Source organism: Xanthomonas sp. NCPPB 4037 (assembly GCF_041475695.2).
In the GTDB taxonomy this organism is placed as follows: domain Bacteria; phylum Pseudomonadota; class Gammaproteobacteria; order Xanthomonadales; family Xanthomonadaceae; genus Xanthomonas; species Xanthomonas campestris.
In genome coordinates this window covers 127,586-149,657 of sequence record NZ_CM191261.1, presented here as the reverse complement: position 1 = coordinate 149,657, position 22,072 = coordinate 127,586, and the positions used below count along the sequence as shown (strand labels likewise).

At 68.0% G+C, this 22,072-nt stretch carries 19 protein-coding genes; 16 read left to right on the top strand and 3 right to left on the bottom strand.

Annotated elements, in window-relative coordinates:
* The first annotated feature begins 36 nt into the window (after nt 1–36).
* Complete coding sequence (locus ACCQ01_RS00680; protein ID WP_070693948.1) at nt 37–921, top strand: peptidylprolyl isomerase; 885 nt, start codon at nt 37–39, stop codon at nt 919–921.
* A gap of 234 nt (nt 922–1,155) precedes the next feature.
* A complete protein-coding gene (locus tag ACCQ01_RS00675) occupies nt 1,156–1,746 on the top strand; it encodes a hypothetical protein (protein ID WP_372358846.1) in 591 nt (196 codons plus the stop codon).
* Here ACCQ01_RS00675 and ACCQ01_RS00670 read toward each other — a convergent pair.
* Nucleotides 1,734–2,882, bottom strand: a complete 1,149-nt coding sequence (locus tag ACCQ01_RS00670; protein ID WP_228433265.1) for an ROK family transcriptional regulator — start codon at nt 2,880–2,882, stop codon at nt 1,734–1,736. The genes ACCQ01_RS00675 and ACCQ01_RS00670 overlap by 13 nt on opposite strands.
* A gap of 107 nt (nt 2,883–2,989) precedes the next feature.
* Here ACCQ01_RS00670 and ACCQ01_RS00665 point away from each other — a divergent pair, with 107 nt between their 5' ends.
* The 4 genes from ACCQ01_RS00665 (at nt 2,990) to ACCQ01_RS00650 (ending at nt 8,186) form a co-directional block, all read left to right on the top strand.
* Nucleotides 2,990–5,662 carry a TonB-dependent receptor gene (locus ACCQ01_RS00665; RefSeq protein ID WP_228433267.1) on the top strand — a complete coding sequence of 891 codons (2,673 nt, stop codon included), beginning with the start codon at nt 2,990–2,992 and terminating at the stop codon, nt 5,660–5,662.
* Nucleotides 5,652–6,914, top strand: a complete 1,263-nt coding sequence (locus ACCQ01_RS00660; RefSeq protein ID WP_228433269.1) for a phosphodiester glycosidase family protein — start codon at nt 5,652–5,654, stop codon at nt 6,912–6,914. The genes ACCQ01_RS00665 and ACCQ01_RS00660 overlap by 11 nt, the downstream gene beginning before the upstream one ends.
* Nucleotides 6,915–6,975: 61 nt before the next feature.
* Complete coding sequence (gene xth / locus ACCQ01_RS00655) at nt 6,976–7,755, top strand: exodeoxyribonuclease III (RefSeq protein WP_042595893.1); 780 nt, start codon at nt 6,976–6,978, stop codon at nt 7,753–7,755.
* On the top strand, nt 7,752–8,186 hold the full coding sequence (locus ACCQ01_RS00650; protein WP_014506121.1) for a GFA family protein: 435 nt from the start codon (nt 7,752–7,754) through the stop codon (nt 8,184–8,186). The genes xth and ACCQ01_RS00650 overlap by 4 nt, the downstream gene beginning before the upstream one ends.
* Nucleotides 8,187–8,255: 69 nt before the next feature.
* Here the strand turns inward: ACCQ01_RS00650 and ACCQ01_RS00645 are convergent, their stop codons facing one another.
* Nucleotides 8,256–8,507, bottom strand: coding sequence for a GlsB/YeaQ/YmgE family stress response membrane protein (locus ACCQ01_RS00645; RefSeq protein ID WP_011039113.1), 252 nt, complete (start codon nt 8,505–8,507; stop codon nt 8,256–8,258).
* Between the two features lie 129 nt (nt 8,508–8,636).
* Between ACCQ01_RS00645 and ACCQ01_RS00640 the strand changes: the two genes are divergently transcribed.
* Entirely contained in the window at nt 8,637–9,251 is a 615-nt protein-coding gene (locus tag ACCQ01_RS00640; protein ID WP_228433271.1) for a 4'-phosphopantetheinyl transferase family protein, read from the top strand.
* Here ACCQ01_RS00640 and ACCQ01_RS00635 read toward each other — a convergent pair.
* Nucleotides 9,233–10,825 carry an alkaline phosphatase D family protein gene (locus tag ACCQ01_RS00635; RefSeq protein WP_228433272.1) on the bottom strand — a complete coding sequence of 531 codons (1,593 nt, stop codon included), beginning with the start codon at nt 10,823–10,825 and terminating at the stop codon, nt 9,233–9,235. The two genes, ACCQ01_RS00640 and ACCQ01_RS00635, sit on opposite strands and share 19 nt — an antisense overlap.
* A gap of 371 nt (nt 10,826–11,196) precedes the next feature.
* On the opposite strand from ACCQ01_RS00635, the gene rsmG reads away from it, so the two are divergent.
* The 9 genes from rsmG to rpmG all read left to right on the top strand — a co-directional run bounded on the left by rsmG (nt 11,197) and on the right by rpmG (nt 21,693).
* A complete protein-coding gene (gene rsmG, locus ACCQ01_RS00630) occupies nt 11,197–11,835 on the top strand; it encodes a 16S rRNA (guanine(527)-N(7))-methyltransferase RsmG (protein WP_040942410.1) in 639 nt (212 codons plus the stop codon).
* Nucleotides 11,836–11,979: 144 nt separating this feature from the next.
* Nucleotides 11,980–13,797, top strand: coding sequence for a DUF885 domain-containing protein (locus tag ACCQ01_RS00625; protein WP_228433273.1), 1,818 nt, complete (start codon nt 11,980–11,982; stop codon nt 13,795–13,797).
* Nucleotides 13,798–14,016: 219 nt separating this feature from the next.
* Nucleotides 14,017–14,403, top strand: coding sequence for a hypothetical protein (locus ACCQ01_RS00620; protein WP_228433274.1), 387 nt, complete (start codon nt 14,017–14,019; stop codon nt 14,401–14,403).
* A gap of 55 nt (nt 14,404–14,458) precedes the next feature.
* Nucleotides 14,459–15,724 carry a TolC family protein gene (locus ACCQ01_RS00615; protein WP_228433275.1) on the top strand — a complete coding sequence of 422 codons (1,266 nt, stop codon included), beginning with the start codon at nt 14,459–14,461 and terminating at the stop codon, nt 15,722–15,724.
* Between the two features lie 212 nt (nt 15,725–15,936).
* Nucleotides 15,937–17,202 (top strand): efflux RND transporter periplasmic adaptor subunit, encoded by a 1,266-nt coding sequence (locus ACCQ01_RS00610; RefSeq protein WP_228433276.1) that lies wholly within the window; start codon nt 15,937–15,939, stop codon nt 17,200–17,202.
* A complete protein-coding gene (locus ACCQ01_RS00605; protein ID WP_228433281.1) occupies nt 17,192–17,800 on the top strand; it encodes a hypothetical protein in 609 nt (202 codons plus the stop codon). Before ACCQ01_RS00610 ends, ACCQ01_RS00605 begins: the two co-directional genes overlap by 11 nt.
* Entirely contained in the window at nt 17,790–21,002 is a 3,213-nt protein-coding gene (locus tag ACCQ01_RS00600; RefSeq protein ID WP_228433282.1) for an efflux RND transporter permease subunit, read from the top strand. The genes ACCQ01_RS00605 and ACCQ01_RS00600 overlap by 11 nt, the downstream gene beginning before the upstream one ends.
* Nucleotides 21,003–21,275: 273 nt before the next feature.
* On the top strand, nt 21,276–21,512 hold the full coding sequence (rpmB, locus tag ACCQ01_RS00595; protein ID WP_002809459.1) for a 50S ribosomal protein L28: 237 nt from the start codon (nt 21,276–21,278) through the stop codon (nt 21,510–21,512).
* Between the two features lie 13 nt (nt 21,513–21,525).
* Nucleotides 21,526–21,693 (top strand): 50S ribosomal protein L33, encoded by a 168-nt coding sequence (rpmG, locus tag ACCQ01_RS00590; protein ID WP_002809462.1) that lies wholly within the window; start codon nt 21,526–21,528, stop codon nt 21,691–21,693.
* The last annotated feature ends 379 nt before the right edge of the window (nt 21,694–22,072 follow it).

The window sequence follows — 22,072 nt, the reverse complement described above, 5'->3', positions numbered from 1 at the left end:
CCGTCGTCGGGGCCTGTCATCACGGAGATCTCTTGCATGTTGCAGTCCCTTTGTTTGTCCGGCGCGCTTGCGCTGGGTCTGATTGCTGGCGTGCCGTCGGCGCAGGCCGCCACCGCCGATTCCGGCGTATCCCACAGCGTCACCACGGTGTTACAGATCGGCAAGCAGGCGTTTACTGCACCGGAATACCGCGCGCTTGCGCTGGCTGATCTGCCGCGGGGCGCCAACCCGGCCGGTGCGGCTGACCCGGCATTTGTCCGCGCGTTTGCCGACAGGCGGCTGCTGCTGGATCAGGCACGTCAGGTGCACCTGCAAGACGACCCGGTGGTCGCTGTGCAGCTCCGCCAGGCCACTGACGCCATCCTTGCCGACGCGATGCAGCGGCGCGCACGCACCACGGCCCACATCGATGCAGCGCAAGTGCAGGCGCAATTCAACGCGCACCCGCACGACTATGACGAAGTCCGCTTGAGCCATGTGTTCGTGGCGCTGCAGCCGCAAGGCGATGCCCGCCGTGGGACGCCGCTGAGCGATGCGCAGGCATTGGCCCGTGCACAGCAGCTCAAGCGTCAGCTGGACAGCGGCACGCCGTTCGAGGAAGTGGCCAAGCGCGAATCCGACGATGGCAGCACGGCCGCAGAGGGCGGCGAGCTGTCGTCGATCTTCCTGCGCAACGTGGCCGATGTCTTCGCTGCCCCGGTCCAGGCGCTGGGCGTGGGCGACGTATCGGCACCGGTGCGTGGGCCAGAGGGCTATCACCTGATCCGTGTGGACGCGCGCATCCCCGCCACGCTGGAGACCGCACGCGGGCAGATCGAGGTGCAGTTGCGTGAGCAGGCGGCGACGGCCGCGCTGGAGCGACTGCGGCAGGCCAACCCGTTGCAGTTCGATCATGCCGCCTTGGAAGCGGCGCTGCGCTAAAGGCAGGAACCGATGGAGATGTCCGTCCCCGGTGCGCGCGCTGCCGTCGGCAGATCACGCTGGGTGTTGGCGGCCGTGTTGGCAGTCGCCGCGCTGGTGGTGGCGTGGTGCATGCACGGTGCGGCGAACTCCGCGGGCCGTGCTGCAGCCGTCGTGGCCGTACCAGCGGCGGTGAAGGTCGCCGCTCGTGCGCCCGTTCGACACGCAACATCAGGCGACCTGTTCGACACTGCGATGCAGGCGCTTGCCTGCACCGAGCGGCTGCAGCAACGCAGGGCGCAGATCGCCCGTGGCGCAACCGCGCAGCCTGCGCAGGTGCTGTGCACGGCGATGCCGCCGGAGCAGGTCGACGCGCTGCTGCGTACGGCGGCGGCGCGTGGCGATCTGGCCGCGCAGCGCTATCTGTTGGCGCAACGTGCCGCGCAGATGATGCAAGCCACTGCCGCCACGACACCCGCCGGCCAGCAGGCACGGCTGGCGCCCAATGACGAACGGGAGATGGCCTCGATCGTCAGCGCGCTGGAGTTGCTGGCGCTGCAGGGGCAGCCCGATGCCATCGAGAGCCTGGCGCAGGTGGTGGCATCACCACTGCTACGTGCGCCTGACTCGGTGTATGCCGCAGCCTGGCGCCTGGCCGCGCGCCAACCTGCGGGGTCATCCCACGATGCTTCCACAGCGTTGCAAGGCGAGGAGGAACTGCTCGACGGTTTGAGCGAACAGCAGGGCGCGCAGGCACGCACGCTGGCGTGGGAGATCTTCGATGCCTGCTGTCGTCGTGCAGCCGATGACGCACCTAACCGCGGTGCAATTGCTCAACCGAAATAGCGCGCCTGCAACGGCAATGTCGCAGCACCAATCGCACAGGCATCGGCGGGTGCTTCGGCCGGCAGCAGCAGTGGCATCGGGCGTGCTTGCCCGCGGCGTGGCTGGTTGTCGATGCGGACCGCGGCAATCAGGCGGCGCGCCAGATCTGCAGGCAGGCGGCCGCCGAACACGATGGCCTCCGGGTCGCACACCGCGGTGATGGCCGAGACGATCAGCGACACACCCGGGGCACTGCGCGCCAGCCAGCGTTCGATTGCCGGCCAGCGCGGGTCGTAGGCGGCCAGCAGTGCGCGGATATCCGGCAGCTCCACGCCGTCTTCGGCCAGTAGCTCGCGCAGCAATTCCAGGGTGGCGCGTTCCAGCCGCTGCGCGGGCAGCATGCCGGCGAATTCACCGGCGTTGCCGCGTGCGCCGCGTAGCACCCGGCCATCGATCACCAGGCCGCCGCCCAGGCCGTAGCTCAGATACAGATAGGCGAAGTCGCGATGACGCCGGCCTACTCCGAGCATCGCCTCGCCGGCGGCGGCCACGCTGCCGTCGTTGTCCATCCACACCGGCTGCGCGCAGGCCTCGGCCAGCCACGGGCAGAGGGCGAACTCGCCCAGCGCACGCAACGGGTCGGGCGGATTGATACGCCCGTCCTGGCCGGTGAAGAACCCGGTCATCGCCACGCCGATGCCCAGGCGCGGGCCGGGCGCATGCGGCAGGCTGGCCAGCAGCGCAGCATCGCCGGCCTGCAGCTGCGCCAGCACGCTGGCGGCGCTGGGATCGGTGAGCGGCAGCTCCTGCACGCCGAGCACCTGCCCGGCGAAGTCCATCAGCGCCAGGGTCAGCGCGTCGGTGGCAATCGAAACCCCGAGCGTGTGCCCGTGGCCGGGGCGCAACGACACGGCGATGCCCGGCTTGCCGCGGCCGGGCCGCGCCAGCCCCTCGCCCATGCGCACCATGCCGCGCGCCTGCAGGCTTTCGATCAACCGCACCGCGGTCTGCACGGTCAGCCCCGTGCCACGGCTGAGGTCGGCGCGGGTCAGCACGCCGGCCAGGCGCAGGCGGTTGAGCATGTCGCGCTCATTGAGGCTCAGCCCCTCGAAGGGCTGGCGGTGCGCGGGCGCGGCGAAGGCGGTCGAGGACAGCATGGGCGAGCAGGGCGGGGGAGCAACGCGCAAGCATAGCCGCTGCGGCTGAAATAATTAATTCACAGTAAGTTATTAAATTGGCAGCTTCTGCCCTCATTGGTTGCGCCATGTCACGTTTCAGCACCTTTTTTTGCCCTTGTCGCAGTCTGCTGGCGCTGGGTGTCGCGGCCAGCCTGAGCGCGCAGGCCGCCGAACCCGTGGTGGCCGCGGCCGGGGGCGAGACCGCGCCGGTGCAACTGGATGCCGTGCAGGTCTCCGGCCAGCACCTGTCCATCCGCCAGGCAATTGGCGCCAAGCGCGAGGCGGCGGTGGTCTCCGACGGCGTGGCGGCCGATGACATCGGCTCGATCCCGGACTTTGGCCTGGGCGAGGCGCTGCAGCGCGTGCCTGGCGTCTCGATGGTGGTCAACAACGGCCGCGGCGAAGCGCAGTTCATGAGCCTGCGTGGCTTCAACCCGGACTACAACACGGTGCTGATCGATGGCGTGGCGCTGCCGTCCACCGAAACCAGCCGGCGCGTGCAATCGCTGGACGTCATTCCCGCCTCGCTCGCGCAGCAGGTGGACATCTACAAGACCTTCAACGCCGACATGGACAGCAATGCCATTGGCGGCATCGCCGCGTTGCGCACGCGCAGCGCCTTCGATCACGACGGCCGCTTCGCCACCGTGCGGGCCAACGTGGCCGATTGGGAAAACCGCCGGCAGCTGCAGGGCAGCACGCCGTCCGGGCAGGTGCAGGGCAGTTTCAGCCAGACCTTCGGGCCGGACAATCACTTCGGCGTGGTGTTGTCGGCGGACTACTTCCGCCGCGATTCGTCGTCGTTGAACACTGCCATCGACAGTTACAGCTACTACGCCAACGGCCGCCGCCAGGACCTCACCCCGGCGCTGGACACCGACGGCCTGGCGATCGCGCCAGACCGGTTTCGCCCGCTCAGCTACGACAACGTGCGCCAGCGCCGCAGCGCGTTCGGCAAGCTGGAATACGACGATGGCGATAGCCTGAAACTTGCGCTCAGCGCCGGCGTGTTCGAGCACAGCAACGACGAGCAGCGCCGTTCGCAGTGGATCAACCGCGTCGGCAATGCGGCGGTGACCGATGCCGACAGCGGCCGGTTCGCGCAGGGCAGCGCGCAGGTGGATGCCAACCGTTTCGACCAGACCCGCACGCTGCGTTACGCCCAGCTTGGCGGCAGCTTCCGGCTCAATCCCGAAGGCCATGTGGATCTGGTGCTCAACCGCGCCACCGGGCGCTATGTGCAGGACACCCGCGAAGACGTCTTTGCGGCGGCCGCGTCCGCGCGGCTGGGCTTTGGCTATGCGCTGGGCAGCGACACGCGGCCCACCATCACGCTGGCCGACCCGGCGTACTACGCCAACCCGGCCAACTACACGCAGTCGTATTTCCTGACCCGCACTGAGAAGAGCAGCACCGACACCACCACCGTCAAGCTGGATTACAGCCAGAACGCCGATGCCGACGCGCAAGGCTGGGGGCTGCGCACCGGCCTGCAGTACCGCGATCTGCAACAGCGCTACAACCTGGACGAAGTGCGCCGCAATCCATCCGGGCGCGTGACGCTGGCCACTGTTGGCACCGATGACGCGCACATCTGCCCGTACGCCGATTTCAACTGCCTGCTGCTGGTCGACCCCGGCAAGGTGGCCGCGTTCGCCGCTGCTGCACCCGGCGCCTACGTGCTGGCCAACACCAACGCGCGCAATAGCGCGATCAGTGATTTCCGCATCGATGAGCGCAATGGCGCCGCCTACGCGATGGGTGTCTGGCATGGCGCACGCACTCAGGCCACGCTGGGCCTGCGCAACGAATACCTGCAGCGCACCGTGCTCAGCGCGGTGCCGCAGCCGTTGACCAGCACCAGCAACTACGTCCAGCAATCGGCCGACAGCGACCGCCGCTTCTTGCTGCCATCGGCGAACTTCGCCTGGGACATCACCCAGGCACTCAAGCTGCGTATGGCCGGCAGCCGCACGATTGGCTTGCCCACCTATGGCGACATCGGCCAGAACAGCAGCCCGGTGGTGGATGTCACCGGCTTCACCATCAACCGCAGCATCGCCAACCCGCAGTTGCGCCCGCGCCGCTCGGACAACCTGGATCTGTCGCTGGAGTGGTACCCGGACCGCGACTCGCAACTGTCGGTGGCGCTGTTCCACAAGCGCATCGACGACGAGATCGTGCGCACCACCAGTACCGACACCCAGCGCGATCCCGGCGGGTTGAGCGGCACCTACCAGGTGACCACCACCCAGGCGATCAATGCCGGCACCGCGCAGGTGCAGGGCATCGAATTCACCGCCATCGACAGCCGCTTCGATTTTCTGCCCGGCGGTTGGTCCAACCTGGGCGCGATGCTCAACCTCACCGTGCTCGACCCGCGCACGGCCGAGATACAGATGGCCGATGGCAGCCAGCGCGGCTTGCCCGGGCTGATGGAATCGCCCAAGCGCAGCGCCAACGCGTCGCTGCTGTACGACGTGGGCCCGTTCAGTGCGCGCATCAGCGCCAACTACACCGGCGCGCAGCTGATTTCCGCAGCCACCGACAACCGCGTCAACGACCGCTATTACGACGACATCACCAGCTACGACGCGCAGCTGGCCTGGCGCCTGAGCGCGCAGCTGCGGCTCATCCTGCAGGGCCGCAACCTCAGCAATGCGCGGCTCACCCGCGTGATCGGTGCAGAGCAACAACTCATGCGCGAGCAGCTCGAAAACGGCCGTGCCTATTACCTTGGAGTGGACTATGCGTTTTGACCCGATGCGTGCCGCCGCGTTGCTGTGCGCACTGCTGGCCCCGATCGGCGCTGCCGCCGGTGCCGCCGATGCCGAGAACAGCGCACCCGGCGCCAGCGTGCCATTCGTGCCGATCGAAACCGTGGTCAGCGGCGACTGCTGGGGCCAGTGGCCGCAGGATGTGCTGGCGGCGGTGAGCCGCTGCAAAGCGGCCGAAGGCAACCGCCTGGCATTGCAGGTGCGCGATGAGGCGCGCGGCCCGGCGCGGGTGGGGATGGATGCCACGCCGTGCACGGGCGCGCGCTGCGCCGGGCTGTTGCAGGTGCTGCAGCTGGCGCCCACCCAGCGCTTGCTCTTGCGCGTGCCGCCGGCGCAGCTGGACAACGTGTTGGCGGTGCTGGATCAGGCCCAGGCGCGTGCGCGCGTCACCATCGAGCCGCTGGTGGCGCCGGTGCCCGCACCCACCGCACCGCTCACGCTGGCACCGGGGGTGCGTTATTGGCGGCAGGCCATCGGCGGGGCACAGCCGGTGATGCTGCACATCGCTCAGATCGACCTCACCACGCCGGGCCTGCAGCTGGTCGGCACCCCTGGCGACCGCAGCGACGGCGGCGAATTCCGCGCCACGCCCACCACCGCGTTCGTGCGCGACGGCGCGCTGGCATTGGCCATCAACGCCGACTACTTCCTGCCCTTCGATGGCGGCCATCTGCTGGACAAGCCGTTCGTACCGGCCGCCGGCCAGGGCGTCACCGCCGAAGGCTTGGCCATCGACGCCGGCCGCACCGATTCGGCGGCAACCACCAGCGACCCCCGCGTCAACGCGGCGCTGTGCATCAGCCAACGTGAGGCGGTGCGCATCATGCGCGGCAGCTGCCCGGCCGGGTCGCGGCTGGGCGTGGGTGCCGGCCCGCTGCTGTTGCTCGATGGCAAGCGCCAACCGCGCGAAGCCAGCCGCGCCGCCTATTACGATGGCCCCGAACCGCGTAGCGCCGTGGGCCTGGACCGCAGCGGCCACACCCTGTGGATGGTGGTGGCCGACGGGCGCCAGCCCGGCTACAGCGCCGGCATGACACTGGACGCGCTCACCGCCGTGTTCGAGCAACTTGGCGCGCATGCAGCGATCAATCTCGATGGGGGCGGCTCCAGCACCCTGGCCGCACGCGTGGACGGTGACGTGCGCGCACTCAATCGCCCCATCCACACCGGCATCCCGGGCCGCGAGCGCCCGGTGGCCAACCAGCTGGGCGTGCGCATCGCGCCACAGCCCTGAGGCGGATCGGGCCATGGACGAGGGCGCGGTACCATTGGTGGTTTGAACCACGGTCCGCGCCATGAAGATTGCCTCCTGGAACGTCAACTCGCTCAACGTGCGCCTGCCGCACCTGCAACAGTGGCTGGCGGATTTTGCGCCGGACGTGGTGGGCATCCAGGAAACCAAGCTGGAAGACCACAAGTTCCCGGATGCGGCACTGGCCGCGCTGGGCTACCGCAGCGTGTTCTGCGGGCAGAAGACCTACAACGGCGTGGCGATCCTGTCGCGCTCGCCGGCGCTGGACGTGCAGATGGGCATCCCCGGGTTCGATGACGTGCAGCAGCGCGTGATTGCCGCCACCGTCGATGGCGTGCGCATCATCAATCTGTATGTGGTCAACGGCCAGGACGTGGGCACCGACAAGTACGCCTACAAGCTGCGCTGGCTGGAGGCGGTGCACGACTGGATCGCGCAGGAGCTGCAGCGCCACCCGCAGCTGGTGGTGCTGGGCGACTTCAACATCGCCCCGGACGCGCGCGACGTGTACGAGCCGGAGGTGTGGAGCGACAACCACATCCTCACTTCCACCGCCGAGCGCGGCGCCCTGCACAAGCTGCTGGCGCTGGGCCTGCACGATGCCTTTCGCCTGCACCACGACGATGCCGGGCACTTCAGCTGGTGGGATTACCGCCAGGCCGCCTACCGCCGCAACCTGGGGCTGCGCATCGACCTGACGTTGGTGTCGGATGCGCTGCGCGCCCGCGCGGTGGAGGCGGGCATCGACCGCGAACCACGCACCTGGGAGCGCCCCAGCGACCATGCGCCGGCGTGGGTGCGGCTGGCCGAGGCAGGCGCATGAGCGAGCGGCATTTGCGGCGCAGCACGCACAAGGTGGGCGATGTCACGCTGGGCGCCGTGCATCGGTTGAATTGCCACTGCGGGGCGGTGCAGATCGATCTGGACCTGCCGCACGGCCTGGTGGATCCGCGCCGCTGCGATTGCTCGATGTGTCGCCGGCGTGGGGCCATCGTGGCGTCGGTGCCGCTGCAAGGCCTGCACGTGCGTCAAGGCGAGGACGTGTTGCGGCTGTACCAGTTCAACACGCATGCGGCGGCGCATTATTTCTGCGGGGTGTGCGGCATCTACACGCATCACCGCCGGCGCTCCAATCCCAACGAATACGGCTACAACGTCGGCTGCCTGGAGGGCGTCAACCCATACGCGTTGAACATCACCGTGCCGGTGGAAGACGGCATCCATCACCCGGCCGATCGCGTTGCGCCGCAGTGAGCCCCTGGCCGGCTGAAACAACAACGCCCGGGCTTGCCCGGGCGTTGTGTTCACAGCCCTGCGCTGGACTCAGCGCGCGCGGCCGCGGGTAAACAGATTGACGATGGCCAGCAGTATGACCGCACCGATCAACGACCACACGAATGTCATGAGTGTGATGGCTTGGTTGATGCTGTTGCCAGACAGGAACCCGGCGATCATTGCACCCACGATGCCCACCACCACGTTGAGGATGATGCCCTGCTGCGCATCACGCCGCATGATGATGCTGGCCAGCCAACCCACGATCCCGCCGACGATCAACCAGATGATGATGCCCATGCCGCCACTCTCCTCGTTCGTTCGCACCGGAGCTGGTGCGTGGGCGCCATTCAACGCAGCCGGCCGTGAAACGCCTGTGCAGCGCGCTGAACAGCGCGGCCTGCGGTTCGGGTTGGTGCAGGCCACGTGATGGCGTCCGGCATGCAGCCAGCCGCGGAGCCGGACCACTGGCAATTCGGCACCACCCAGGTCTGGCGGCGTGCGCATCGGCATGGCGAACGCGGCGAGCCGCAGGCGCGCGAATTGCTGGGCAAGGCGCTGGGACTGGACCCGGCGCAGGTGCCGCTGCAGCGTGACGCGCGTGGGCGGCCGACCTTGCAGCCGGCCTTGCCCGAGTGGGACACCGGCTGGAGCCACAGCGGCGATCATCTGCTGGTAGGGCTGGGCCACGGCGTGCGGCTGGGTGTGGATCTGGAACGCATCCGCGAACGCCCCCGCTTGCTGGACATCGCGCAGCGGTTCTTCCACCCGAACGAAATCGCCTGGCTGACGGCGCTGCCCGCCGAGGTGCAACAGCCGCTGTTCTTTCGCCTGTGGTGCGCCAAGGAAGCGCTGCTCAAGGCCCATGGCCACGGGCTATCGTTCGGCCTGCACCGGTTGGCGTTTGCACCGGTTGCCTCCGGTGCGCTGCGGCTGCACTGGTGCGACCCGGCGCTGGGCGAGGCTACGCGCTGGCAGCTGCACGAATGGCTGGCCGCGCCCGACTGCTGCGCGGCGCTGGCCTGTTACCCGTTGGCGGTGTGAGGCGGCAATGCACCGTGCGGCAGGATCGGCTGGCGAAACTGCGCCACACCATCGAGGTCGCGCAAGGTCACCGTGAGCACGCCGCTGTGGCCGTCGATCTCCACCTCGCCGAAGAATTGGAACCCTGCCAACGGTGAGGTGTTCGGTGCCGGTGGCGCCTTCTGGAACACCACCGTGGGGCCGAAGGTGGCATCCAGTGCATTCGGCCCGAAACTTCCGGCATTGAGTGGGCCGGCGACAAATTCCCAGAACGGTTCGAACTGCTGAAACGCGGCCTGATCCGGATGGTAGTAATGCGCCGCGCAGTAGTGCACGTCGGCAGTGAGCCAAAGCGTATTGCGGATGCGCGCGGTGCTGATGAAACGCAGCAATGCGGCGATTTCCTGCTCGCGGCCACGCGGCACGCCCGGGTCGCCATTGGCAATGGCTTCCCAGCGCGCACGTCCATCCGCATCCTGGCCGTCGGGGACCTGCAGCCCGATCGGCATGTCGGCGGCAATCACCTTCCACTGCGCGCGCGAGCCGGCCAGTTCGCGCTGCAGCCAGGCCAGTTGTTGCGCGCCGAGAAACGCGGCATCTGCGCCCGGTGTCGGTTGCAGGTTGTCGCTGTTGGCACCGCGATAACTGCGCATGTCCAGCACGAACACATCCAGCAGCGGGCCATAGCTGATCTTGCGGTAGATGCGCCCATCGCCGTCGGCCCGCACGCCGCGCATCGGCGCGTATTCCAGGAAGGCCTTGCGTGCGCGCGCCGCCAGCACCTCGATATCGCGCACCTGGTAACGCGCATCCAGCTGCTTGTCGGGCGACCAGTTGTTGGTGGTTTCGTGGTCGTCCCATTGCCACACCTGCGCCACCTCGGCGTTGAAGCGGCGCAGATGGTCGTCGAGCAGGTTGTAGCGGTAATTGCCGCGAAATTCGTCCAGGGTCTCGGCCACCTTGCTCTTGGCCGCGGTGGTGAGATTGCGCCAGCGCTTGCCGTCTTCCACCGTGAGTTCGGCCGGGACCGGGCCATCGGCATAGATGGTGTCGCCGCTGTGCAGGAAGAAGTCCGGGTTGCGTGCGCGCATCGCCGAATAGATGCGCATGCCGCCGATGTCCGGATTGATGCCAAAGCCCTGGCCCACGGTGTCGCCGCTCCACACAAATCGCACATCGCGGCGTGTCTGCGGCGCGCTGCGCAGATGCCCATGCACCGGTGCGCTCAACACGCCGCTGTGCGCATCTTCGAAGCGCACCCGGTAGAAGATGTCCTGCCCCGGCGGCAGCGCGGCCAGGTCCACGCGTGCGGTGAAATCCTGGGTGGGCAGCGCCAGCTGGCCGTCGATCCGCCGTGCATGGCGCAGGCTCGGTCGCGTATCCCATTCCACCCGCAACCGCGCCGGGCGATCGCAGCGGCTCCACAGCATCGCGCGGCCCCCCTGCACATCGCCGCTTTGCACGCCATCGGTGATCAGCGGCCGCCCGGACGGCGCGGCCAACGTGCGTGTGGACCAGCCGGCTGTGGCCGGCAACAGCAGGCCGGCACCCAAACCTTGCAGCAGGCGGCGGCGGGTGGGATCGGAGGCAGACATGGGATGTCCTTCAGTAAGCGGCGGCTGCCTGCAGGTGTAGCGCGGCTGTTTGACCGACGCGTGTCCGCGGGAGGGCACTGGTGGAAGTCGCGTGACCGGGATCACGCTGATGCCGGGCGGCCGGATGCGCGTCCCCCACCGAACACGTCAGGCCGCGCCGGGGATGCGCCGCTGTGTCGCGCCCGACACCGGCTGGCTGGCGTCGGTGTGCACCGTGCTCGTGTGCTGCTACAGACGCTTTCGGCTTCCCACTTCCCAATTCCCACTTCCCACTTCCCACTTCCCAATCCCCAATCCCCAATCCCCAATCCCCAATCCCCAATCCCCAATCCCCAATCCCGCCGCGGCACACCAGCTGCGATAATCGCGCCATGAACGATGCTGCGCTTCCCCCCGATGTCTCCGCCGCACTGGCCAACGGCCTGCAGGCCCAATCCCTGGATGCGGACTTTGCCGCGCCGCTGCTGCGTTACCTGACGCTGCTAGTGCGCTGGAACAAGACCTACAACCTCACCGCCGTGCGCGACCCGCGCGAGATGGTCACCCGCCATCTGCTCGATTCGCTGGCCATGCAGCCCTACATCGTCAGCGGCACGTTGGCCGATCTGGGCACCGGCCCCGGGCTGCCCGGCATCCCGCTGGCGATCACCCGCCCGCAGCTGCAGGTCACACTGGTGGAAAGCAACGGCAAGAAGGCGCGTTTCATGCGCGAGGCGCTGCGGCACCTGGCGCTGGGCAATGCCCGCGTGGCCGAGGCGCGTGCCGAAGCCGTGGACGAACCGGCCGCCTATGACCACCTCACCGCCCGCGCGCTGGACACGCTGGCCGGCATCATCGCCGTCGGCGGGCATCTGCTGCGCCCGGGCGGCAGCCTGCTGGCGATGAAGGGCGTCTATCCGCACGAGGAAATCGCGGCATTGCCCGCCGGCTGGCGCGTGGGCGAGGTGCATCCGTTGCAGGTGCCCGGCCTGGAGGGCGAGCGCCACCTGGTGGTGGTGCACAAGGACTGATCTGGCGTGGCCGCACACGCGGCGGCGCCGATGGAAGCAAGCCCAGCCGCAAGCCTGACGCACGCGTTGGGACTTCCGGCCCATGGCAGCCGGGCCGGTGCCTGCGATGATCGGAGGTTCGTTTCGACCGCAGGTTGCCCGCACGTGACATCTCCCCTTGCCGCCGCACTTTCGTTCGCCCTGCTGGGCCTGTCCTTCAGCGCCGATGCCGCGCCACCGGGAGCGGCCAACGCGCCGGCCACGCTGCGCGCCGAAGCGCCAGCCGATGCGCGCTTCCGCGCCATCTACGAGAAAGAATGGGCATGGCGGCAGGCCGAGACCGGCCAGGCCGACGAAGACACCGACACCACCGGCGACAACACCCGCCTGCCCGACGTTGGCCCGGCCGCGCAGCAGGCGCGCCTGGCGGTCTGGGACGGCGTGCTCAAGCAGCTCGACGGCATCGACCCGGCCACGCTCTCGCCGGCCAACCAGGTCAACTACGCCATCTACCGCCCGCAGGTGGAAAACCTCGCCGCCGAAGTGCGCCTGCGCGCCTACGAGATGCCGTTCAATTCGGACAGCTCGTTCTGGTCCAACCTGGGCTTCATGGCGCAGCGGCCGATGAAGACCGCCGCCGAATACCGCGCCTACATCGCCCGCCTCAATGACGTGCCGCGCTATTTCGACCAGCAGGTCGCCAACATGCGCGCCGGCCTGGCCCGCGGCTTCAGCGTGCCGCGCGCGGTGCTGGACGGGCGCGATGGCTCCATCGCCACCGTGGCGCAGGTGAGCGAGCCCACCGAGTCCACCTTCTACGCACCGTTCAAGCAGCTGCCCGCGCAGATCCCCGCCGCCGAGCAGGCGCAGCTGCGCGCGCAGGCCAAGGCGGCCGTGAGCGGCGCGGTGATCCCGGCGTACGCCAGGTTGCTGACCTTCTTCCGCAACGACTACGTGCCCAAGGCGCGCACCACCCTGGCCGCCGAAGCCATGCCCGACGGCAAGGCGTTCTATCGCCAGCAGATCCGCGAATACACCACGCTGGATCTCACCCCGGACCAGATCCACCAGATTGGCCTGGACGAGGTGGCGCGCATCCAAACCCAGATGAACGCAATCATCCAACAGGTTGGTTTCAAAGGCAGCTTTGCGCAGTTTCTGACCTTCCTGCGCACCGATCCGCAGTTCTATGCCAAGACTCCGCAGGAGCTGCTGGACCGCGCCGCGTGGATTTCCAAGCGCGTGGACGGGCAGGTGGGCAAGTTCATCGGCACGCTGCCGCGCGGGCGCTTCACCATCAAGCCGGTGCCGGACGATATCGCCCCGTTCTGGACCGCCGGGCGCGGCGGCGCCACCACCTATTGGGTGAACACCTACAACCTGCCGTCGCGGCCGTTGTACAACCTGCCCGCGCTCACCCTGCACGAGTCTTCGCCCGGCCACTCGCTGCAAGGCTCACTGGCGCTGGAACAGGGCGAGCAGCCGGCCTTTCGCCGCGAAAACTACATTTCCGCCTATGGCGAAGGCTGGGCGCTGTACACCGAAAAACTCGGCCAGGAGATGGGCATCTACGAGACACCGTACGAAGAGTTCGGCCGGCTCACCTATGCGATGTGGCGCGCCTGCCGTCTGGTGATCGACACCGGTGTGCATCACGACGGCTGGAGCCGCGACCAGGCGCTGGCTTACCTGCGCGACCGCACCGCGCTGAGCGAGCACGAAGTCACCACCGAGGTGGACCGCTACATCTCCTGGCCGGCGCAGGCGCTGAGCTACAAGCTCGGCGAGATTGCCATCGTCAAGCTGCGCGCCGAAGCCGAGCAGGCGCTGGGCGAGCGCTTCGACATCAAGGCGTTCCACGACGTGGTGCTGCGCCAGGGCTCGGTGACCTTGCCGGTGCTGGAACAGCAGGTGCGCGCCTTCATCGCGCAGAGCAAGGCCCGCCCGGCCGACCAGAAGCCGGCACCGACCACCGCGCCGTGATCGCCCAGGCCCGCAGCCACGCGGCGGCCTGCGCAGGAAAGACGGCACCAGTGCCCCGCTCCACGTAGGAGCGGCCCTGGCCGCGAAGCCGTACCGATCCCCAACCGACGTCCACCCGTCAGGCGCACCCCGACACCGGCATCGGTGTTTCTACGCCTAAAGCGACAAGACACCCGCACTGCGATTGTGTAACCCCCCCGGCCTCTATACGCTGCGGGCATGTTGCTCCGCCGCGCCCGCCTGTTGCACCCGTTGCTGCGCCTGATGGCGCTGGCGGTGCTGATGATGGGCGTGCTGGTCGCCCCCATCGCCTGTGCGCTGGGCGACGTGCATGCGCTGGCGCATGCCCAGGCACATCTGGACGACACCGCCGCGCATGGCCACGACGGTGCCGACGAAGCCGATGCAGGCGGCGACCAGGATGGCGCCGGCCTGCTGCATGCCCTGATGCACAGCGGCTATTGCCACGGGCACAGCCCGGCCCTGTTGTCGGCCGCGGCGTGGGGCCCGTTGCCGGCCAGCGCGCAGGCGCAGCCGGCGCCGCTGCCCAGCGTCTACCGCTCGCACCTGATCGAGACCCTGTTGCGTCCCCCGATCGCGGCGTGATGCATCGCCGGCAGCTGCCGGCCTGTCCATCGATCCCGATTCCGGAGACACCCTCATGTGGTTGCGACTGACGGCACTTGCCGTCTTCGCGGTCGTGCCGTGCGCCATGGCGCAGGACGTACCGCCCAAACCCGTGCTGACCCTGGACGACGCCATTGCGCGCGTTGCCCGGCAGCATCCCGATCTGCGCCTGGCCGATGGCCAGCGTGCGGTGCTCACCGCCGAAGCCGAACGCGACGCCCTGCGTCCGCCGCTGCGCCTGGGCGCCCAGGTCGAAAACGTGTTCGGCACCGGACCTGCGCGCGCGCTGGATCAGGCCGAACTCACCGTCACACTGGCTGGGGTGCTGGAGCGCGGCGGCAAGCTCGACGCGCGCCGCACCCTGGCCCAGGCGCGCATCGACGCGCTGGCACCCCAACGCGCACTGGCGCGGCTGGACGTGTTGGCCGAAGTGGCGCGGCGCTATCTGGCCATCAGCCTGGCGGCGCAGCGGCAGACGGTGGCGTTGGAGACGCTGGCGCAACGGCAGCGCACCGTGCAAGCGGCGCGTCAGCGCCTGCAGGCCGGCGCATCGCCCGAATCGGTGGTGCTGACCGCGCAGGCGCTGCAGGCCCGGGCGGAACTGGAGCGCGATCGCGCGCAGCAGGAGTGGTTGGCCGCGTGTCGGCAGCTGGCGGTGTTGTGGGGCGAACGCACGCCCGACTTCGCCGCAGTCACCGGCGACCCGCTGCAGCTGCCGGCGATTCCCGACTTCGACGTGCTGGCGCAGCTGCTCGATGCCACGCCCGAGCTGGCGCGCTTGAACAACGAGCAGCGCGTGCGCGAGGCACGGGTGCGGCTGGCCCGCAGCCAGGCACGCCCGGATCTGGATTGGCAGGTGGGCGTGCGCCGCCTGCAGGGCAGCGATGCCACCGCGCTGGTCGGTGGCGTGTCGTTGGCGCTGGGCAGCGCGGCACGCGCGCAACCGGAGATCCGCGCGGCCGAAGCGGAGCTGTCGCTGCTGGACATCGAACGGCAGTCGCAGGCGCTGGTGCTCTATACCACGCTGGCCGATGCGCACGGCCGTTACCGCGCTGCGCAGCTGGAAGTCAGCCGCATGCGCGAGGACGTGCTGCCCGCACTCGCCCGCGCCGATGCTGCTGCCGAACGCGCCTACCGCGCCGGCGCCACCAGCTATCTGGACTGGGCGCAATTGCAGGCGCAGCACAACGACGCACGCCAGCAGCAACTGGCTGCCGCATCGGAGGCGCAGACCGCGCTGATCGAAATCCAGCGCCTGACCGGCCAGCCGTTTGTCGTGCCCGCGCAGGTGACGCCATGAGCCTGCACGTCTGGCACCTGCAGTGCCGCAGCAGGCTGATTGCACTGCTGCCTGCACGCATCACCACCGGTTGTCTTGCAGCGGCGGCACGCCTGCGCGTGTTGCCATGCGCGCGCGTGCAAACGCACACCTCGCGCACCACCTCCACGCGCTGTTCTTCAGCGCTTGCTGCCTCCAGCGCACTGCGCGGGCACCTCACAGGATTTTTTTCCATGACCACGACTTCTTGGATCGCGCCGCTATTGCTGGCGCTGCTGCTGGGCGGCTGCGGCCGTGACGGCGAAGACGCACACGCGCACGCTGGCGAAACCGCAGAACACGGCGGCGAGGCGCACGCCGAAGAAGCCGCCAAAGGCAGCCATGGCGGGCGCCTGCTGAGCCAGGACGGCGACAGCGTCGAGTTGGCGATTGCCGAAGACGGCACCCCGCCCACCTACCAGGCCTGGCTCTACCGCGACGGCAAACCGCTCCCGGCCACCGCCGGCAGCGTGGAGGTGCGGCTGACCCGTCTGGGCGGCGCCACCGAAGTGCACCGGCTCAGCGCACGGCCCGATGGCCGCCTGCTGGCCGACAGCGTGGTGGCCGAGCCGCATTCGTTCGATGTCGAGCTGCGCGCGACGGTGCAAGGCAAGGCGCATCGCTGGACCTATGAGAGTTACGAAGGCCGCACCACGATCGCCGCGGCGATCGCCAAGGAAAGTGGCATTCGCGTGGCACCGGTGGCCGCTGGCAGCATTGCCGACCAGCATGAAGTACAGGGCCTGCTGACGCCGGCCGAAGGCGGGCAGGCACAGGCCACCGCGCGCTTCCCCGGCCCGGTGCGCAGCCTGCGCGCCAACGTGGGCGACCAGGTGCGCGCCGGGCAGGTACTGGCCACGGTGGAGAGCAATCTGAGCCTGACCACCTACAGCGTGGTCGCGCCGATCAGCGGCACCGTGCTGGCACGCAACGCCAGCGTGGGCAGCAATGCCGGCGAAGGCCAGGCACTGTTCGAGATCGCCGACCTCTCCACCTTGTGGGTGGACCTGCACATCGTCGGTGCCGATGCCGGGCACATCACCGCCGGCGCGCCGGTCACCGTGACCCGTATCAGCGACGGTGTGGTGGCGCAGACCACGTTGGAGCGGGTCTTGCCGGGCACGGCAACGGCGAGCCAGAGCACGGTGGCGCGCGCGGTGCTGCGCAATACCGATGGCCTGTGGCGGCCAGGGTCGGCAGTGAAGGCGCGGGTGACGGTGGCGCAGCAGCCGGCCAGGTTGGTGGTGCCGGTGAGCGCGTTGCAGCAGTTCCGCGATTGGCAGGTGGTGTTCGTGCAGGTGGGCGAGACCTACGAGGTGCGGCCGTTGACGCTGGGTGCGCGCGATGCGCAGCAGGTGGAGGTGCTGTCGGGGGTGGCGGCGGGGGATGTTGTGGTAGTGGAGCAGAGTTATCTGGTGAAGGCGGATATCGAGAAGTCGGGGGCGTCGCATGATCATTGATCGTTGCGTATCTGCTGTTTCCTCCGCTGCGCTGGCATTTCAGTTGGGTTTGCCGGTGCTTCGTGACAGCTCAAACCATGGCGTGGGCGAGGTTGCGTGCTTCGCTAGCAATAACGAACGCGGTGTTCGGTCTTTTCGGATGGTGCAAGGGCAGGGGCTTTCACGCCCTCTCGGGCGCGAGTCACTTTTCTTTGCTTGTGCAAAGAAACGTAACCAAAAGAAAGCACACCCCGCCTACGCGCCCTTCGGGTGCGCGGAGCCGGCGGGAATTTTCGGAAGGGACATCCTGTCCCTGCCGAAAACGTCGCGCATCCTTGCGCGCCGCCCCGGTGGGGTTTGCCCACCGTCTCCGCCGCTGCGGAAGGGGCCCCGGTACGGCAACGGCAAGATCGAAAGCCACAGCAACAACAACAGCAACAGCAACAGCAACAGCGTCAATGGCAAAGCTGATCACAAAGACGCTTGCTGCATCAGCGGTACCCGCAGTGCTCTGGGCAGTGCTGGGTTCTCTGGCACGATAGGTCGTGGGCGTGCTGTTGGCGCGATCACTTCGCTGTGTACGTCGCGCGTTTGTGGAGGTGCCCGCCATGCTTACTAAGATCATTGGGTTTGCGATCGCGCAGCGGTGGTTGATGCTGGCGTTGACGGGCGTGTTGATTGCGATCGGTGCGTGGAGTCTTTCGCGGTTGCCGATCGATGCCACGCCGGATATCACCAACGTGCAGGTGCAGGTCAATACGGCGGCGCCGGGATATTCGCCACTGGAATCCGAGCAGCGGGTGACGTTTCCATTGGAGACGGTGCTGGCGGGGCTGCCGGGCTTGGAGTCCACGCGGTCCTTGTCGCGCTACGGGTTGTCGCAGGTGACCGCGGTGTTTGCCGATGGCACCGATCTGTACTTTGCGCGGCAGCAGGTGGCCGAGCGGCTGCAGCAGGTGAAGTCGCAATTACCGCCGGAGCTGGAGCCGCAATTGGGGCCCATCGCCACCGGCTTGGGCGAGATTTTCATGTACACGGTCGAAGCCAAGCCAAACGCGCGCAAGGCCGATGGCAGTGCGTGGACCGCGACCGATCTGCGCACCTTGCAGGATTGGGTGGTGCGCCCGCAGTTGCGCAACGTGCCTGGCGTGACCGAGGTCAACACCATCGGCGGGCATGCGCGGCAGATCCATATCACCCCTGATCCGGCGCGTCTGGTGGCGTTGGGCTTCACCCTGGACGATGTGGCTCAGGCGGTGGAGGCCAACAACCGCAACGTCGGTGCCGGCTACATCGAACGCAGCGGGCAGCAGTTCCTGGTGCGGGTGCCGGGGCAGGTGGATGGCATCGCGCAGATCGGGGCGATTGTGCTAGATCGGCGCGAAGGTGTGCCGATCCGGGTGCGCGATGTGGCACAGGTGGGCGAAGGCCGCGAGCTGCGCAACGGTGCCGCCACGCAGGACGGAACCGAAGTGGTGCTGGGCACGGTATTCATGCTGGTGGGCGCCAACAGCCGCACGGTGGCGCAGGCGGCTGCGCAGCGGTTGGAGTTGGCCAACGCCAGTCTTCCAGCCGGTGTGCGTGCGGTGCCGGTGTACGACCGCACCGCATTGGTGGACCGCACCATCGTCACCGTTGCCAAGAACCTGATCGAAGGCGCGTTGCTGGTGATCGTGGTGCTGTTCCTGATGCTGGGCAATGTGCGTGCAGCGCTGATCACCGCCGCGGTGATTCCGCTGGCGATGTTGTTCACCCTCACCGGCATGGTGCGCGGTGGGGTGTCGGGCAATCTGATGAGCCTGGGTGCGCTGGATTTCGGCCTGATCGTCGACGGTGCGGTGATCATCGTGGAGAACTGCCTGCGCCGTTTCGGCGAGGCGCAGGCACGGCTGGGCCGCGTGCTGGAACGTGACGAGCGCTTTGCCCTCACCGCCGAGGCCACTGCCGAGGTAATCCGCCCCAGCCTGTTCGGTGTGGGCATCATCGCGGCGGTGTATCTGCCGGTGTTCGCGCTCACCGGTATCGAGGGCAAGATGTTCCACCCGATGGCAGTCACCGTGGTGCTCGCGCTCACCGGCGCGATGCTGCTGTCGCTGACCTTCGTGCCGGCGGCCATCGCCTTGTTGCTCGGCGGCAAGGTGGCCGAGCACGAAAACCGCGCCATGCGCTGGGCACGCGGGGTGTATGCGCCGCTGCTGGATCGCGTGTTGCGGCATGCGCGCTGGGTCGGCATTGGTGCGCTAGCCACGGTGGTGCTGTGTGCGGCGCTGGCCACGCGGCTGGGCAGCGAATTCATCCCGAACCTGGACGAGGGCGACATCGCCCTGCATGCCATGCGCATTCCCGGCACCAGCCTGGAGCAGGCGATCAGCATGCAGGCCACGCTGGAGCGGCGCATCAAGCAGTTCCCTGAAGTGGCGCATGTGTTCGGCAAGCTGGGTACGGCGGAAGTGGCCACCGATCCGATGCCGCCATCGGTGGCCGATACGTTCTTGATCATGCATCCCCGCGAGCAATGGCCGGATCCGCGCAAGCCCAAGGCGCAGCTGGTGGCCGAGATCGAAGCGGCAGTGCGGCAATTGCCCGGCAACAACTATGAGTTCACCCAGCCGATCCAGATGCGCATGAACGAGCTGATTTCCGGCGTGCGGGCGGACGTGGCGATCAAGCTGTACGGCGATGACCTGGACACGCTGGTGACGGTGGGCCGGCGGATCGAAGCCATCGCCCGCAGCGTGCCTGGCGCGGCCGACGTGGGCCTGGAGCAATCCACCGGGCTGCCGATGCTGGCCGTGGTGCCCGATCGTGATGCGTTGGCCGGCTATGGCCTCAATCCCGGCGTAGTGCAGGACACCGTGGCCGCGGCGGTGGGCGGGCAACCGGCCGGGCAATTGTTCGACGGCGACCGCCGCTTCGACATCGTGGTGCGCCTGCCGGAAGCCTTGCGCCAGGACCCGACCGCGCTGGCCGACCTGCCGATTCCGCTGCAGGGTGATGGTGAGCGCAACGATGCGGATGAATCCAGCCGCGCGGCCGGGTGGCGCAGCGGTGCGCCGACCACGGTGCCGTTGCGCGAGGTGGCCAGGATCGAGAGCGTGCTCGGGCCGAACCAGATCAATCGCGAAGACGGCAAGCGGCGCATCGTCATCACCGCCAATGTGCGCGACCGCGATCTGGGCAGTTTCGTGGCCGAGGTGCAGCAGCGTGTGCAGGCCGAGGTGGCGCTGCCGACCGGTTACTGGATCGGCTACGGCGGCACCTTCGAGCAGCTGATCTCCGCCGGGCAGCGGTTGGCCTGGGTGGTGCCGGCCACGCTGCTGCTGATCTTCGCGCTGCTGTACTGGTCGTTCGGTTCGTTGCGCGATGCGGTGGTGGTGTTCAGCGGCGTGCCGCTGGCGCTGACCGGCGGGGTGGTGGCGCTGGCGCTGCGCGGGCTGTCGCTGTCGATCTCGGCCGGTGTGGGCTTCATCGCGCTATCGGGCGTGGCGGTGCTCAACGGCCTGGTCATGATCGCCTTCATCCGCGGCCTGCGCGATGCGGGCATGCCACTGGAGCAGGCCCTGCGCGAAGGCGCGTTGGCGCGCTTGCGGCCGGTGCTGATGACCGCACTGGTGGCGGCGCTGGGCTTCGTGCCGATGGCCTTCAATGTCGGTGCCGGTGCGGAAGTGCAGCGCCCGCTGGCCACGGTGGTGATCGGCGGCATCGTCTCCTCGACCCTGCTTACCTTGCTGGTGTTGCCGGTGCTGTATCGCTGGCTGCACCGCGAGCGCGCCCCACGCACCGCAGCGATGACGGCGCCGCAGCACGGGGGCACGCCATGAGCGCGCCCTGTTGCGTATGCGGGGAGGCGTCTGGAGGGCCGCCGCCCGGGAGGGGGTACAGGCCGGCCTAAGTGCTTGCGGCACAAGGAAATGCCGTGCATAATGCGCGGCTCGCTGTGCCCGGATAGCTCCGGACGGCGGCACCCAACGCGATGGGGTGCCGGCCTGCTCCCAGCGTAAGTACTTGATTCCCAACGTTGCGTGGCAGCCAAGCGCTGTCGGGGCCGCCGTTTTCCTGGCTAAGGAAGACACCAAACTTTATCGAGGTGCGCAATGTCCCGCGTATGCCAAGTGTCCGGCAAGCGTGTGCAGACGGGTAACAACGTCTCCCACGCAAACAACAGAACCCGTCGTCGTTTCCTGCCCAACCTGCACGAGCGCCGCTTCTGGGTCGCCAGCGAAAACCGCTGGGTCAAGCTCCGTGTTTCCGCGCATGCGTTGCGCACCATCGACAAGAACGGGATTGATGCCGTTCTGAAAGAGCTGCGTGCGCGCGGCGAAAAGGTCTGAGGAGTAAGCAGTCATGGCAAAAGGCAAGCGTGACAAGATTCGTATGATTTCCTCGGCCGCTACCGGCCACTTCTACACCACGGATAAGAACAAGAAAAACACTCCGGGGAAGATGGAAATGATGAAGTACGACCCGGTCGTGCGTAAGCACGTCATGTACAAGGAAGGCAAGATCAAGTAATCCACCGATTACGCGATCTGCTTCCAACAAAAACCCCGCCGCGAGGCGGGGTTTTTGCGTTTGTGGAGTATTGCGGGGTTTGATCGCACCAATGGTTTAAATCCGCACACTTCCTGGGCCACTACCTCGGCGGACTACATCCCCTCTCCTGCGGGAGAGGGGTAGGGGTGAGGGTGCGGGGCGAAGCCGCTCGCAGTGGTTGGAGTGCCAGAGGCTTCGCACGTACCCTCATCCGCCCCTGCGGGGCACCTTCTCCCGATGGGAGAAGGGAACACCGCTACAGCCCACGCGCAGGCAGTTGCGCATCCAGGCGCGGGTAGACCCACCTGGCGTTCTGGGCCACTACACCTCGGCGGACGGCATCCCCTCTCCTGCGGGA